Annotated in this window: 12 protein-coding genes; 8 read left to right on the top strand and 4 right to left on the bottom strand. The window is 65.2% G+C overall.

Annotation, left to right across the window (positions count from 1 at the left end; genetic code table 11):
- Positions 1-5: 5 nt before the first annotated feature.
- The 4 genes from I6F28_RS33165 to I6F28_RS33180 all read right to left on the bottom strand — a co-directional run bounded on the left by I6F28_RS33165 (position 6) and on the right by I6F28_RS33180 (position 4158).
- A complete protein-coding gene (locus I6F28_RS33165; RefSeq protein ID WP_128262357.1) occupies positions 6-482 on the bottom strand; it encodes an aromatic-ring-hydroxylating dioxygenase subunit beta in 477 nt (158 codons plus the stop codon).
- Positions 479-1819: an aromatic ring-hydroxylating dioxygenase subunit alpha gene (locus tag I6F28_RS33170; protein WP_225143086.1), complete on the bottom strand. Its 1341-nt coding sequence runs from the start codon at positions 1817-1819 to the stop codon at positions 479-481. The genes I6F28_RS33165 and I6F28_RS33170 overlap by 4 nt, the downstream gene beginning before the upstream one ends.
- A 17-nt stretch (positions 1820-1836) precedes the next feature.
- Positions 1837-2787, bottom strand: a complete 951-nt coding sequence (locus I6F28_RS33175) for a PDR/VanB family oxidoreductase (protein ID WP_225143088.1) — start codon at positions 2785-2787, stop codon at positions 1837-1839.
- Positions 2788-3213: 426 nt separating this feature from the next.
- A complete protein-coding gene (locus tag I6F28_RS33180; RefSeq protein ID WP_225112747.1) occupies positions 3214-4158 on the bottom strand; it encodes a LysR family transcriptional regulator in 945 nt (314 codons plus the stop codon).
- Between the two features lie 229 nt (positions 4159-4387).
- On the opposite strand from I6F28_RS33180, the gene I6F28_RS33185 reads away from it, so the two are divergent.
- The 8 genes from I6F28_RS33185 (at position 4388) to I6F28_RS33220 (ending at position 14090) form a co-directional block, all read left to right on the top strand.
- A complete protein-coding gene (locus I6F28_RS33185; RefSeq protein ID WP_225143165.1) occupies positions 4388-5323 on the top strand; it encodes an MBL fold metallo-hydrolase in 936 nt (311 codons plus the stop codon).
- Between the two features lie 13 nt (positions 5324-5336).
- The gene (locus tag I6F28_RS33190; RefSeq protein ID WP_225143089.1) at positions 5337-6332 is read left to right on the top strand and encodes an alpha/beta hydrolase; all 996 of its coding nucleotides are present in this window, start codon (positions 5337-5339) and stop codon (positions 6330-6332) included.
- 196 nt (positions 6333-6528) lie between these two features.
- The gene (locus I6F28_RS33195) at positions 6529-7779 is read left to right on the top strand and encodes an ABC transporter substrate-binding protein (protein WP_036013367.1); all 1251 of its coding nucleotides are present in this window, start codon (positions 6529-6531) and stop codon (positions 7777-7779) included.
- 124 nt (positions 7780-7903) lie between these two features.
- Entirely contained in the window at positions 7904-8731 is an 828-nt protein-coding gene (locus tag I6F28_RS33200; protein ID WP_225143091.1) for a helix-turn-helix transcriptional regulator, read from the top strand.
- Positions 8732-9017: 286 nt separating this feature from the next.
- The gene (locus I6F28_RS33205) at positions 9018-10028 is read left to right on the top strand and encodes a branched-chain amino acid ABC transporter permease (protein ID WP_225143093.1); all 1011 of its coding nucleotides are present in this window, start codon (positions 9018-9020) and stop codon (positions 10026-10028) included.
- Between the two features lies 1 nt (position 10029).
- Positions 10030-11112: a branched-chain amino acid ABC transporter permease gene (locus tag I6F28_RS33210; protein ID WP_225143094.1), complete on the top strand. Its 1083-nt coding sequence runs from the start codon at positions 10030-10032 to the stop codon at positions 11110-11112.
- Positions 11105-11887 carry an ABC transporter ATP-binding protein gene (locus I6F28_RS33215; protein WP_225143096.1) on the top strand — a complete coding sequence of 261 codons (783 nt, stop codon included), beginning with the start codon at positions 11105-11107 and terminating at the stop codon, positions 11885-11887. Before I6F28_RS33210 ends, I6F28_RS33215 begins: the two co-directional genes overlap by 8 nt.
- Positions 11880-14090, top strand: a complete 2211-nt coding sequence (locus I6F28_RS33220; RefSeq protein ID WP_225143099.1) for an ABC transporter permease — start codon at positions 11880-11882, stop codon at positions 14088-14090. The genes I6F28_RS33215 and I6F28_RS33220 overlap by 8 nt, the downstream gene beginning before the upstream one ends.
- The last annotated feature ends 2 nt before the right edge of the window (positions 14091-14092 follow it).

Here is a 14092-nt window from a genome sequence, read left to right on the forward strand (position 1 = left end):
CAGTCTCACATGAAAAGCTGGATGTTGCCGAACGGCGCATCGAAATTGACGAGATCGACGCGCTTGAGCTTGATTTTCAGGGCATCGCCGACCTGCACGAGCTCGTGCGAGGCCCATCCCGAATAGCGCTCCAGCATATCGCCGCGCGTCTCGGTGTAGATGTAGGAGGTCCGGGCCTTGAACATTCCGGCAGCAGGATCGCACGCGACGATCCGCGGTGCCTGGAGCAGATGATGGCAACGGCTCTTCGGCTTCTGGCTGAAGGTGCGCTCGCCGGCGAGCCGCTCGACCCGCACCTTCAGGAGCAGCAGATCCTCGTACATCAGGGACGGCTGCAGCACCGGATCCTGCTGCTGCCATTCCAGCGGCATCCAATAACGCCCTTCGGGGTGAAACAGATCGAGCCAGGCCTGCCACTCCATGGTGTCGAGCAGCTCCGCCTCGCGATAGATGAAGTCCGTGATGGTCTTCTCGCCGATCATTCCGCAGCCTCGATGCGCTTGTCCATGTCCATGGTGATGAATTTCGCCCAGGCGTGAAACTGGTTGCGCATCTGCCGCTCGGACGTGCCGTTGATCACCGCCGTGACGTCCTGCTCTTCATGGCCGTCGTAGAGCCGTCGCAGATTGACCCATCGATTGCCGTTGGACTTCAGTCCTTCCTGCGCCCGCTCGTACATTTCGAGGTCGTCGTGGCCGACGATCGAGGTCGGCGCGTTGATGAAGCGGTTGTACATCAATGCGCGCTCGTAGAGCTTGTCGGGCGCGCCGACCAGGCGATAGACCCAGCTCTCGACCAGCGTCTTGTCGACCGCGATCGGGATGAAATTGCGCAGGATCTGGACAGCGCCCTTCACCATGATGTTCGGGAAGTAGACGGTGTTGTGCCTGACCTCGCCAAGGATCTCATGCGCGCGCTGCTCGCCATAGGCTGCGACCATCTGGTCGAGATAGCCCGGGATATCAGAGTAGTTCGAATGGATGGAGTTGGCGACGCCGGTGTGGCCGTGGCCGTTCGGCCAGATCCGGATGCCGCTCTGCTCGTAGAACTCGTACGGGCTCATGAAGGGACCGTAGAGCTGTACCGCCATCGGTGTTTCCGTGGAATCGCCCTGCTCGCGCTTCCAGACCTTGACCGCGGTGCCGGCCGAGCTCTCATGCGCCACCATCGGATGGCAGGTGTCGGTCTGGTTCTCGACCAGCATCTTCCAATTGCACGTGTGCATGTAGCGGATCGGCGTCGCCTGGACTGCGAGCTCCCCCTCCGGCGATCGGTCGACCATGTTGTCGATGGTCGAAAGACTTTCGCCGAAATAATCCTCGAAGGAGACGCCTGAAACGCTCAGGCGAGCGAAGATAAAATCGCGGTAGATGACGACGTTCCTGACCTTCGACAACCCCTCATTCGCCTGAGTGTCGCCGAAGCCGGTGCCCTCGTAGCCCTTCTTCAGCGGGATCGCGAGCAGCGAGCCGTCGGTCTTGAAAGACCATGCGTGATAAGGGCAGCGGAAGAACTTTCCGGTGTTGCCGCAGGGTTCGGACGCGATCTTCACGCCTTTGTGTGGGCAGCGATTGTAGAACACATGGATGGAGCCGTCGGTATGGCGGCTGGCCATGACCGGCTGCCGGCCGATATTGGCGGTGATGAAATCGCCGGGTTTTGCAAGTTGACTGGCGTGGCCGACATAGACCCAGCTGTTGGGAAACAGATGCTCCATCTCGAGATCGAAGATCTCGGGGTCGACATAGACGTCGCGATGCACCTCGGCCTCGCGCACCAGCGCCGCAATCGCGTGGGCATTCCCGCCGTATCTTTTCATGGCGTCCCTCGTCTCCCCTAGAGATCCAGCACCAGTCGTTCCGACTTCGCGCGTGACACGCAGATCTGCATGACCTTGTTGGACGCCCTCTCCTCGTCGCTGAGGATGACGTCGCGATGATCGGGGAGTCCCGCGATCACGCCGCACTGGCAGATGCCGCAATCGCCGCGCCGGCAGTCGTAGAGCACGTCGAAACCAGCCGCCTCCAGCGCCTCGATGATGGTCTGCCCGGCAGCAACGCCGACAACCTGCCCGGTCGACTTGATCTCGACCTCGAACGGCTGGTCAGGCGATGACGGCTGCTCGGACTTGAAGAGCTCGTAATGAACGCGATCGGTTGACACGCCGGCGGCGGCCGCAGCGGCCTTCACCGCGTCGATCATGCCCGAAGGGCCACAGACATAGACGTGGGCGTTTGCTGCGGCATCGCCGAGCGCCGCGGCAATGTCGAGGCGGGATTCATCGCTGTCGTAGTGGACGGACAGCCCTCCGGCGCAGATCTCCTGCAATTGCGGCAGGAACGCCAGCAATCCTTGCGTGCGCCCGGCATAGTGCAGGCGATATGAGCTTCCCCGCGCCGCCAGTTCCGCCGCCATCGACAGAACGGGCGTGATGCCGATGCCGCCGGCGAACAGCAGCGCCGGCGCTGCTCCCTCGTGCAGGCGAAAATTGTTGACCGGCGCGCTCGCTTTCACGACGTCGCCGACCTTGAGCGCGTGCATGAACTGCGAGCCGCCGCTCGAAGCCTCCTCGCGCAGGACACCAAGCGCCAGCGCATCTTCAGGAAGTCCCGGCAACGCCATCAGCGAGTACGGCCGGTCTCCGCCATTCGGGAGCGCGACGCGGAGATGCGCGCCTGCCTGCCATTGCGGCACGACGCCGTCCTCCACACCAAACACAAGGCTCCGTATGAACGGCGTCTCCGCGACATACGACCTGACCTTGAGCTTGAGCGGATGCACGTCCATTCAGGCATCTCACGGATTATATGAATTTGCATATTTTTAGACATGTAATAATTCGCTGTCAATCGTCAGCGTGGGGGGTAGGTCCGGATGTGCAATCAATGGATTGCCAGCTGGCTTCTCGGGCGATCGCCCGCCGGCAACGTCAGTGGCCAGCCGGGGGCTCGCTACCGGCTTGCCGCCGGTCGTCAGGCCCGGCGCATCATGCGCTCTCCTGCGCTCGGCATCGAGCAAGGATACAAGGGGCGAAAGCCGGCGGTAATGGCGATCCGGTGATACTTCGAGGCACCTGCCCATCTCGGCACGCAGCTCAGGAAGGCGGCAGGCGGCATACCGGACGCAACGAATGCAAGCTGGCCGACTTCATTCCAGAAATCAGAACTTACAACCTGACAGCGCCGCTCCTCCCCACGTGAGGGCACGTCGCGATCAAGCGGCAGCCGCCTGGTATAGGCACTCGCGAAGCCAGGCGTGGCCTTTGTCCTCCTGATTGCGCGGATGCCACAGCGCGACGATGCGAGCGGGCGGCAGATCGAGCGGCGGTGGCGTGAGATCGAGCTCGTGGGCGAAGCGGATCAGGAAGCGCCGCGGAAGGGTGCAGATGCAGTCGCTGTGCGCAAGGATGACCGGCGCCAGCGCATAGGTCTGAATCGAGACGGCGACGCGCCGGGAGCGGCCGAGCACCGCCAGCGCGTCGTCGACCAGGCCCGAGAAACCGCCGCCATCGGCGGAGATCAGCAGATGGTCGAGCGCGCAAAAGCTGTCGAGATCGAGCGGACCGATGCCGCGGGGATGACCCTTGCGCTGTGCGGACAGGAAGCCGTCTTCGAACAGCGGCCGCTGCATCAGCTCGCCATGTGCGCGGTCGGCGCCCGTCACCAGGATGTCGATCTCTCCCCTTTCGAGCTGATCCACGACATCGCGCGCGGGGTGAACGAGGGCGAGCCGCGCCCGCCCAGCCATCGCGGTCAAGCGCGCGACCAGGCCGGGCGCCAGCGTCACGGCCGGATTCTCGTGGATGGCAACGACGAAGGTACGCTGGCTCTTGGCGGGGTCGAACTCAGCCGGCCCCTCCACCATGCGACGAAGCTTGCCGAGCACGTCCGCAAGCGCCGTCTGCAGCTCCACCGCCCTCGTCGTCGGCACGACGCCGCGCCCGCTCGCCGCGGGCACGAACAGCGGATCGGCAAAGATCTGCCGCAACCGGTTCAGCCGCGCCGAGAGCGCAGGCTGCCCGATATTGAGCCGGGAGGCCGCGCGCGTCACGTTCCGCTCGCGCAGGAGAGCCTCCAGAGCCAGCAACAGACCGAGGTCGATCTCGGCGAGATCGTTATCATCGGCCGGCCGACCCCGGCCGTGTTCCGCATCCTGCATCGGTGGCACCTCCGTCTGGGGCATGTCGCGACCGCGACGAGCCGCGATACGAGGGTTAGGGCCAAAACGGCGGCGTGAAAAGCTGGGCCAGCGTCCTTTCCGATATCGACAATGTCGATGGGACCTATCGAGCCCGCGACTCTCCCCAAGGCCTGGCGCGCTTCGTACCTCACCGTCACCGCGGCCCGGGCAACCAGCCCTACGCCGCGGTCCAGTGGAGGACATCTTGATGATTCACGCGGCCAAGACCTATCAGGTCGGCGAAGCATCCGTCACGCGGATCGACGAGCTGCGGCTTGCCGCATTCAAGTTCGACGCGCTCTATCCGGGAGGCGAGCCAGAGGCGCTGGAGCGCAATCGCGACGAGTTGGAAGCGGGCTCGTTCGATGCTGCGACCGGCACCTTCATCCAGAGCATTCACAGCTGGCTGGTCAGGACACCGCACCACACGATCCTGATCGACACGGCCACCGGCAACGACAAGAACCGGCCGGAGATTCCGCCGCTTCACCGGCTCAACGAACCGTTCCTGGCACGGCTGGCCGCAGCGGGCGTCACGCCGGAGCAGGTCGACTACGTGCTGCTCACCCACGTGCACGCCGATCACGTCGGCTGGAACACCCGTCTCGTCGAGGGACGCTGGGTCCCGACCTTCCCGAATGCGACCTACGTCTTCTCCGCGATCGAGCAGGCCTATGGCGAGAGCCTCGCGACGGGCACAGAGCCGACCGGAGCGGCCCGCCCGGCCCCGGCCCTCGGCCCCGCGCTGCGCAAGCCGGCCGACCGTGTCTATGACGACAGCGTCCGGCCGGTGATCGAGGCCGGACTTGCCAGGCTCATCGCTGTGGACGGGAGCGAGGCCATCGAGGGCATCTCGTTCGTCCCGACGCCCGGCCACAGCGTCGATCACGCCTCCATCCGCCTCGTCTCACGCGGCGAAGAGGCGCTGTTCGCCGGAGACGTGATGCACCACCCGCTCCAGGTGTATGAGCCTTCGCTCAATTCCTGCTTCTGCGAATTCCCGGAAGCCGCGTTGCGCTCGCGCGCCTTCGTGCTGGAGGACGCTGCCGAGCGGGGCTCAATCATCTTCACCACCCATTTCGCACAGTCATCGGTCGGCCGCGTCAGCCGCACCGGAGGACGCTTCACCTGGCAATTCGTCTGAACGGAGAACGATCATGAATCAGCACGCCAGCGCGCGCGTCGACAGGCCCAAGATCGTAGTCGAGGATCTCATGATCCCGAGCGACACGGCCGGAATTTCGCTTCACCTGCGCAACAAGCGTCCCGCGGCGCTCGAGACCTTCTCCGCCGAGCGAACCATCCTGATGATGCACGGCGCGACCTATTCATCGGGAAGCCTTTTCGATACGCCGCTCGGCGGCCTCTCGTTCATGGATCATCTCGCCGGCCATGGCTACGACGTCTTCGCGCTCGACGTGCGCGGCTATGGCCAGTCGACCCGCCCGTCCGAGATGGACGCGCCGCCGGAGCAGTCCGAACCGCTCGTGCGCACCGAGGCCGGCGTGCGCGACCTCGCCAGCGCCGTCGCGCACATCCTGAAGCAGCGCAGGATCGCTCGCCTCAATCTGGTTGCAATGTCCTGGGGCGGCTCGGTGGCCGGCGCTTACACCGCAGGCAACAACGACAAGGTCGTCAAGCTCGCGCTGGTCGCGCCGCTTTGGGTGCTGCAGGGCCCAGCTCCGATCGATGCTGGCGGGCGCCTCGGCGGCTATCGCAACGTTCCGGTGCTGGACTTCAGGGAGCGCTGGCTTTCGGCTGCGCCGGAAGCGGCACGATCGAGCTTGATCCCGGCGGGCGGCTTCGAGCTCTGGGCCAACATCTCGCTCGCCACGGACCCGCTAGGCAGCGCGCAAACGCCTGCCATCATGCGTGCCGTCAACGGCCCGATCCTGGACATCCGCGAATACTGGGCCGCTGGCAAGAGGCTCTATGACGCCGCCGACATTCGCGTGCCCGTGCTCCTGGTCCACGCGGAATGGGACCAGGACGTTCCTATCGCCTCGGCGCAGAACTTCTTCCTTTCGCTGACGCATGCGCCCTACCGGCGATGGGTCGAGATTGGCGAAGGCACGCACATGGTTCTGCTGGAGAAGAACCGTCTGCAGGCGTTCGATGCGATCAACCAGTTTCTCGGCGAAGATTACAGCTAGCGCGGCGTCCTGCTGCACCGCGAAAATCACTCGCGCCGCAACATTCAAAAATGAGACTACCGGTCAAGCCGAACGAGGCCGCGATGGGTGCAGCGCATCCGACTTCGGTTAGCTTTCCTCCAAAGCCGCGGGCTTCGAGAGCCACGGGCATCATACGGTTCGTCGCGGCAACAAGCGATGACACAGGGAGGAGCACATGTCGAAATGCAGCATCGGACTGCTCGCGTTGAGCAGCCTGTTTCTTTCGGGCGCGGCGATCGCCCAGGAAAAGATCAAGGTGGGCGTGACCGCAACGCTCGAGGGCACCTACACGGTGCTCGGCGAGGACGGCATGCGCGGCCACCAGACCGCGCTCAACGTGCTCGGCAAGAAGGTCGGCGACAAGGAACTCGAATTCATCGTGGCTTCGACCGATGCAACGCCGGACTCCGCCGTGCGCGCCGTGCGCAAGCTGATCGAGCAGGACAAGGTACAGATCCTGCTGTCGCCGCTCTCCGGCGACGAAGGCATCGCGGTCAAGAATTTTGCCAAGAGCCATCCCGGGCTGACGTTCATCAATGCCGCATCCGGTGCGCAGGAAACGACCTATGTCGACCCGGCACCGAACTTCTTCCGCTACAACATGGACGGCGCGCAGTGGCAGATCGGCCTCGGCAAATACGCCTATGAAGAGAAGAAGTATCGCAAGATCGCGACCGTCGGCGAGGACTATTCCTTCATCTATACCCAGGTGTTCGGGCTGGTGCTCGAGTTCTGCGGCATGGGCGGACAGGTCACCAACCGGCAATGGGTGCCGCTGGGAACGAAGGACTTCGCCTCCGTCATCGCTGCCCTGCCCGACGACGTCGATGCCATCTATCTCGGGCTTGGCGGCGCCGACGCCGTCAACTTCCTCAACCAGTATCAGCAGGCCGGCGGCAAGGCGCATCTGATGGGCGGTTCCATCATGATCGACCAGACGATCCTGTCGTCGAAGGGCAACGCCAAGAACGCGCTGATCGGAACCATCGCGGCGAGCGGACAGGCCGACACCTGGGAGGATCCGGGCTGGCAGAAATTCGTGAAGGCCTATCAAGACGCCTTCCCGCCCAACAAGCGCTTCCCAAGCCCGTCGCTGCTCGCCACCAACTACTATAATTCAACCATGGCGCTGATCCTCGCACTGCGTCAGGTCAACGGCGATCTCTCCAACAACCAGGCCAAGTACAAGGAAGCACTGGCGAAGATCGAGCTCGACGCACCGAACGGCAAGATCAAGCTCGACTCCAACCGCCAGGCGATCGGCACCAACTTCGTCACCGAAGTCGTCGACGACGGCAAGGGCGCGCTGTTCAGCAAGGTCGTGAAGGTGATCCCGAACGTGAACCAGACGCTCGGCTACGACCCGGCCGTGTTCTCCAAGATCGGGCTGCCGAGCCGCACCGTGCCGGAATGTAAGAAGTACTGACGCATCACGTCAGGCAGACGCAACCGGGGAGCGACTCGCTGACGCGGTCGCTCTCCGCTCTTGCAATCTCGGCGGTGTTGTTGAAGGCTGGCCGAAAAGACAAGAACATTCGGGAGGGGAAGGCATGAGCCGTGCGCTCGCCGTCTTCCATGGCCGCTTCGGCCGGGCGACGGTTTATCAGTTGAACCGGCCTTTCAATATCCACGCCCATCGCGAAGGTCATCTGATCTTCCATGTCGGCGGCATGTCGGCATGCATCGATGTCTCCGACGGGCATTACGATCTCACCGAGACGTCGGTCGTCGCCGTCAATCCCTGGGAACCGCACAACTTCCTGCCGACCGATCTCGACGGCGGCGCGATCTTCTTCGTGCTCTACGTCAACGCCGAATGGTTTGCGCCGGATGCCTCCGGCTCCGACCGGTTGCGCTTCGGCCGCACCCAGTTCAAGCGCACGCCAGCACTCGACAAGCACATCAGGCGGACCGCCGCGCTCGTGTGCGGCGCACCATCGCTCTCCAGTCTCGATTCCGAGCTGAGGCGGCTGATCGACATCTGCTACGACGAAAGCTGGCAGCAGGCCGAGATCGCGCGCGATGCGCGCGCAGGCGGCGCCGTCACCGACTTTCGCGTGCGCAAGTGCATCAAGATGATGTCGGAGAGCCCCGGCGCTGAAATCGAGCTCGACGCCATCGCGCGCGAGTCCGGCCTGTCGCGACCGCATTTCTACCGGCTGTTCCGCGTGCAGACCGGCGTCACCCCGAACCTCTATCTCAACACGCTGATCATGGAACAGGCGCTCGAAGCGCTGGTGGCGAGCGAGGTACCGATCGCCGACATCGGCTTCGATCTCGGCTTCTCCTCGCAGAGCGGTTTCACGCGCTTTTTTGCCGCCAATGTCGGGATGGCCCCGACCGATTATCGTCGCGCCGCCAAGGTTTTGCGCGCCTGAGCGCAGGCCACGAAAAGATACTCACGATCAAATGTCGCCCTCGCCGCTTGGCTAGGATGCCGGCAACGCGATCCCGGAAAAGAGGATCGCGCGTGACGGGAGGACGTTCGCTCATGGCAGGGCCAGCAGCCGGCAACGGCTTGCATGCCCCCTCGCCCCGCTTGCGGGGAGAGGGTCTGGGTGAGGAGGAGTCTCCGCAAGTGCGGCGGCAGTTTGGCTTGCGGAGAGTCCCCCTCACCCGGCGCTACGCGTCGACCTCTCCCCGCAAGCGGGGCGAGGTGAAGCCATGAACCGCTTCGTCGAACGCCATCCGGCCTGGGCGCTGATTACGATCATCGCGATTGCGGTCGCGCTCTGGCTGATCTTCGCAGTCTGGCCGCCGGGGCTGGAAGAGGCGATCGGCCGGAAGCGCGTCTTCCTCAACGCGGTCTTCAACGGCATCACGCTCGGTGGTCTCTACTTCCTGGTCGCCAGCGGCTTCACGCTGATCTTCGGCCTGATGCGCAACGTCAACCTCGCGCACGGCTCGCTCTACCTGTTCGGCGGCTATATCGGTTATGCCATCAGCACATCGTCCGGCTCGTGGATCCTCGGCTTCATCGTCGCCTTCGTCCTGACCGCTGTCGTCGGCGTGCTGCTGCAGGTGATCGTGTTCCGCCGGATGGAGGGCCAGGATCTCAGGCAGACCATGGTGACGATCGGGCTGTCCATCGTGTTTGCCGATCTCATGCTATGGGCCTGCGGCGGCGACTTCTACCAGATCCAGACCCCGAAATGGCTGATCGGTCCCATCGAGCTGCCGCTGGTGACCGCGATCAAATCCTCGGGCGAGCCGGTCTATCTCAGATATCCGCTCGTCAGGCTCGTGATCTTCGTGGCCTCCGTGGTCATCGGCGTCGCGATGTGGCTCGCGCTCAACCGCACCCGGATCGGGATGATCATCCGCGCCGGCGTCGACGATCGCGACATTCTCGCCGCGACCGGCGTGCGCATCCAGCTCGTCTTCGTCGGCGTGTTCGCCTTCGGCGCGGGGCTTGCCGGCATCGCTGGCGTCGTCGGCGGCACCTTCCAGTCATTGTCGCCCGGCGAAGACATCCGTTTCCTGCTGGCGTCCCTCGTCGTCGTGATCGTGGGCGGCATGGGCTCGATTCCGGGCGCCGCGCTCGGCGCGCTGATCATCGGCCTCGCCGAGCAGCTCGGCTCGGTCTACATCCCGACCTACGCCATCGTCGTGACCTTCCTGATCATGGTGCTGGTGCTGGCGATCCGGCCGCAAGGCCTGTTGGCGAGGCGCTGAGATGTCGCTCGCCCACGATGCCCCAGTTGCCGTAGGCCGCGCCACCAAGGCGCAGCCCCCCGCCCGGACATGGCCGGAGATCAACAACCCCGTTGCCTGGGCCGTCGCGGCCATTCTCCTGATCATGCCGCTGATCGCGAGCAGCTTTTTTCTGATCGAGATATTCGCGAGCACGCTGATCCTCGGCACCGTGGCGCTGAGCCTGATGTTTCTTGCCGGCTATGGCGGCATGGTCAGCCTGATGCAGCTCACCATCGCGGGCTTCTCGGCCTACATGGTCGCGGTGTTCGGCGTCAGCGGCAACCCCAATATCAGCCTGGGCTGGCCGTGGTGGCTCGCGGTGCCGATGGCGCTCGCGCTGGCGACCGCCTTCGGCACGCTCGGCGGCGCGCTCGCGGTGCGCACCGAAGGCATCTACACCATCATGATCACGCTCGCGATCGGAGCGGCCTTCTACTATTTCACCAACCAGAACTGGGCGATCTTCAACGGTCATACCGGCATCAACACCGTGGCCACGCCACACTTCTGGGGCGTGAACTGGCGCGCCGACATTCCCTTCTATTACATCGTGCTGGCGGTCGCCGCGCTCTGCTATTTCGCGGTCGAATACCTCTCGCGCGCGCCGTTCGGCCTGGCGCTCCAGGGTGTGCGCGACAATCCGCGGCGCATGGCGGCGCTCGGCTTCAACGTCAATGCGCACCGCGTCGCGGCCTATGCTTTCGCGTCTTTCGTCGCCGCGCTGGCCGGCGTGCTCCAGGTCTGGAACTATCGCCAGATCTCGCCGGGTTCGGTCAGCGTCGGCGCCTGCATCGACGTGCTGATCATCGCCGTCGTCGGCGGCATCACGCGCCCGATCGGGCCCTTCATCGGCGCGCTGATCTTCGTGCTGCTGCGCACCTTCGCGCTCGACTTCCTGGTCCGACTCGGACTCGACGGCAACCGCTTCCGCCTGCTGATCGGGCTCGGCTTCCTCGCCATCGTGTTCTGGTCCTCGGACGGCGTCATCGGCCTCTGGCAGCGCTGGCGTCAGCATCAACGGCGCGAGGCGAGCCGCTCCGGTGGAGGGCGCGGCCATGGATAGCGTCGCCCAACGCCTCTCCGCCGTCGGTGCCGGCGCCGCGCTGGAGCTGCGCGGCGTGACGCGGCTGTTCGGCGCGCTCGCAGCGCTGACCGACGTCACCATCACCGTGCGACCGGGCGAGCGGCGCGCCGTACTCGGCTCCAACGGTGCCGGCAAGACCACGTTGTTCAACTGCATCACGGGCGACTTCCCGCCCTCCTCCGGCACCATCCGCTTCTTCGGCGAGGACGTGACGCATTTCCCGCCCTATGAGCGTATCCGCCGCGGGTTGCGCCGCACCTACCAGATTTCGGCGCTGTTCCCCGGCCTCACCGTGCAGGACAACGTCTATCTCGCCTGCCGCGGCGTCTCGCGCGGACGCTTCTCGTTTCTGCGTCCGGGACAGAATGATGCATTGATGCATGCGGCCGACAACCTGATCCAGGCCGTGCATCTGTCCGCCGTGAAGGACCAGCGCGTGGGCGAGCTCGCGCACGGCCAGCAGCGCCAGCTCGAGATCGCGCTCGCGCTCGCCGGTGCGCCGCGCTTCGTGCTGTTCGACGAGCCGGCCGCGGGTCTGTCGCCGACGGAACGGGCCGAGCTGATCGAGATCCTGACCTCCCTGCCCGCGCATATCGGCTACATCATCATAGAGCACGACATGGACGTTGCGCTGCGCGTCGTCGAGAGCGTCACGATGATGCACAACGGCCGCGTCTTCAAGGAAGGCCTGCCGGAAGAGATCCAGTCCGACCCTGAAGTGCAGGAGCTCTATCTCGGAGGCGGCCATGAATGAGATCCGCCGCAGCAATCCGGCGCTCGAGGTTCGCGGCCTCGACGTCTATTACGGCCACTCGCATGCGCTGCAAGGCGTCGATCTCACGTTGGAGAGCGGCGTGTTCTCAGTCGTCGGCCGCAACGGCATGGGCAAGACCACGCTGTGCAAGGCGATCATGGGGCTCGTCGGCGTGAGCGGCGGCTCGATCCGCGTGCGCGGCGAGAATGTCACGCGGCGGCCGCCGGCCCAGATCGCCCGGCTCGGCGTCGGCTACGTGCCGCAAGGACGCCGCCTCTGGCGCTCGCTCAGCGTCGACGAGCATCTGCAGCTCGCCGGCGGTCTGCGTTCGGGCGTCTGGACCGTCGAGCGCATCTACGACACATTCCCGCGCCTCGCCGAGCGCAAGGGCCACGGCGGCGGCCAGCTCTCCGGCGGCGAGCAGCAGATGCTGGCGATCTCGCGCGCGCTGCTCACCAATCCGCATTTGCTCATCATGGACGAGCCGACCGAAGGCCTCGCTCCCGTCATCGTCGCGCAGGTCGAGGAGATGCTGCTGCGGCTGGGCGAAGACGGCGACATGTCCGTGCTCGTGATCGAGCAGAACATCGGCGTCGCCACCGCGATCTCGCGCAACGTCGCGATCATGGTCAACGGCCGCATCAACCGCATCATCGACTCCGCGCGCCTTGCCGCCGATCGCGAGCTGCAGCAGCGCCTGCTCGGCGTCGGGCTTCATGCGGAGCTCGAACCGGATATCGAAATCGCCGCATCCGGCGCTGAAACGAAGCCGGCGCCGGCGCCACGGCGCGACGGGCCTGTACGCATCTACATCTCCAATCCGACGCTGCCGACGCGATGGTCGCAACCGGTGCCGATCGCCCGCATCGAGGCCGCGGCGCGGACGCTCTCGACGCAGGTCGCCCGGCTCGACGAGACGGCGCGGCGCAAGCACGAACCGGTGCCGGCGCAGGCTTCGGGCCCGCCGGTGGTGCTGGTCGTCGGCACGCTCGATACCAAGGGCCAGGAGCTGCGCTACATCCGCGACATCATAGCCGAAAGCGGCCTGCGCACGCGGTTGGTCGACGTCTCGACCAGCGGCAAGCATTCCTCCTGCGATGTCTCCGCGCAGGAGATCGCCCTGAACCACGGCCGCGGCGGCTCCGCCGTGTTCGGCACCGACCGTGGTGCCGCCGTCACCGCGATGGCCGATGCGTTCGCGAATTGGCTGCGGCGCCAGGGCAATGTCGCCGGCGTGATCTCCGCCGGAGGCTCGGGCGCGGCCTCGCTGGTCGCCCCGGGCATGCGCGCGCTCCCAGTGGGCGTGCCCAAGCTGATCATTTCCTCCGTCGCCTCCGGCGATGTCGGGCCCTATGTCGGCCCGGCAGACATCACCATGATGTACTCCGTCACCGACGTGCAGGGGCTGAACTCGATCTCGCGCGCGGTGCTCGCCAACGGGGCCAATGCGCTCGCCGGCATGGTCAAGGCGCGGCTCGACACGCGTGCCGCAACGGCGCGCGAAGCCCGCGGGCTGCCCGCAATCGGCATCACCATGTTCGGCGTTACCACGCCGGCCGTGCAGAAGATCGCGGCCGAGCTGCGCGATGATTTCGAATGCCTGGTCTTTCACGCCACCGGCATCGGCGGCCGGTCCATGGAGAAGCTCGTCGAATCCGGTCAGCTCGCCGGCGTCATCGACCTCACCACGACCGAGATCTGTGACCTCATGATGGGCGGCGTATTTCCCGCCGCCGAGGACCGCTTTGGCGCGATCATCCGCAGCCGCCTGCCCTATGTCGGCTCGGTCGGCGCACTCGACATGGTCAATTTCGGCGCGCCTGACACCATTCCCGAACGCTATCGCGGCCGCAAATTCCACGTCCACAATCCACAGGTGACGTTGATGCGGACGACGGCGGAAGAGAACGAGCGCATGGGCCGCTGGATCGGCGAGCGGCTCAACCAGATGGATGGCCCGGTGCGTTTCTTCCTGCCCGAGGGCGGCGTCTCGGCCCTCGACGCGCGAGGTCAGCCGTTCTGGGATCCGGATGCCGACGCCGCGCTGTTCCGCACATTGGAGCGGACCGTGCGGCAGACCGGCAACCGCCAGCTCATTCGCATCCCCAAGAACATCAACGATCCCGATTTCGCCGCCGCCATCGTCAGTGCGTTCCGAAACCTGTTCGGGCGGACCGGTGTGCGGCGGAGACTCGCGAGGTGACC

The organism is Bradyrhizobium sp. NBAIM14 (assembly GCF_020193895.1).
Lineage (GTDB): Bacteria > Pseudomonadota > Alphaproteobacteria > Rhizobiales > Xanthobacteraceae > Bradyrhizobium > Bradyrhizobium yuanmingense.

Coding starts and splice junctions, on each gene's coding strand:
- I6F28_RS33165 (WP_128262357.1), bottom strand. CDS start 482: ATGATCGGCGAGAAGACCATCACGGACTTCATCTATCGCGAGGCGGAG.
- I6F28_RS33170 (WP_225143086.1), bottom strand. CDS start 1,819: ATGAAAAGATACGGCGGGAATGCCCACGCGATTGCGGCGCTGGTGCGC.
- I6F28_RS33175 (WP_225143088.1), bottom strand. CDS start 2,787: ATGGACGTGCATCCGCTCAAGCTCAAGGTCAGGTCGTATGTCGCGGAG.
- I6F28_RS33180 (WP_225112747.1), bottom strand. CDS start 4,158: ATGCAGGATGCGGAACACGGCCGGGGTCGGCCGGCCGATGATAACGAT.
- I6F28_RS33185 (WP_225143165.1), top strand. CDS start 4,388: ATGATTCACGCGGCCAAGACCTATCAGGTCGGCGAAGCATCCGTCACG.
- I6F28_RS33190 (WP_225143089.1), top strand. CDS start 5,337: ATGAATCAGCACGCCAGCGCGCGCGTCGACAGGCCCAAGATCGTAGTC.
- I6F28_RS33195 (WP_036013367.1), top strand. CDS start 6,529: ATGTCGAAATGCAGCATCGGACTGCTCGCGTTGAGCAGCCTGTTTCTT.
- I6F28_RS33200 (WP_225143091.1), top strand. CDS start 7,904: ATGAGCCGTGCGCTCGCCGTCTTCCATGGCCGCTTCGGCCGGGCGACG.
- I6F28_RS33205 (WP_225143093.1), top strand. CDS start 9,018: ATGAACCGCTTCGTCGAACGCCATCCGGCCTGGGCGCTGATTACGATC.
- I6F28_RS33210 (WP_225143094.1), top strand. CDS start 10,030: ATGTCGCTCGCCCACGATGCCCCAGTTGCCGTAGGCCGCGCCACCAAG.
- I6F28_RS33215 (WP_225143096.1), top strand. CDS start 11,105: ATGGATAGCGTCGCCCAACGCCTCTCCGCCGTCGGTGCCGGCGCCGCG.
- I6F28_RS33220 (WP_225143099.1), top strand. CDS start 11,880: ATGAATGAGATCCGCCGCAGCAATCCGGCGCTCGAGGTTCGCGGCCTC.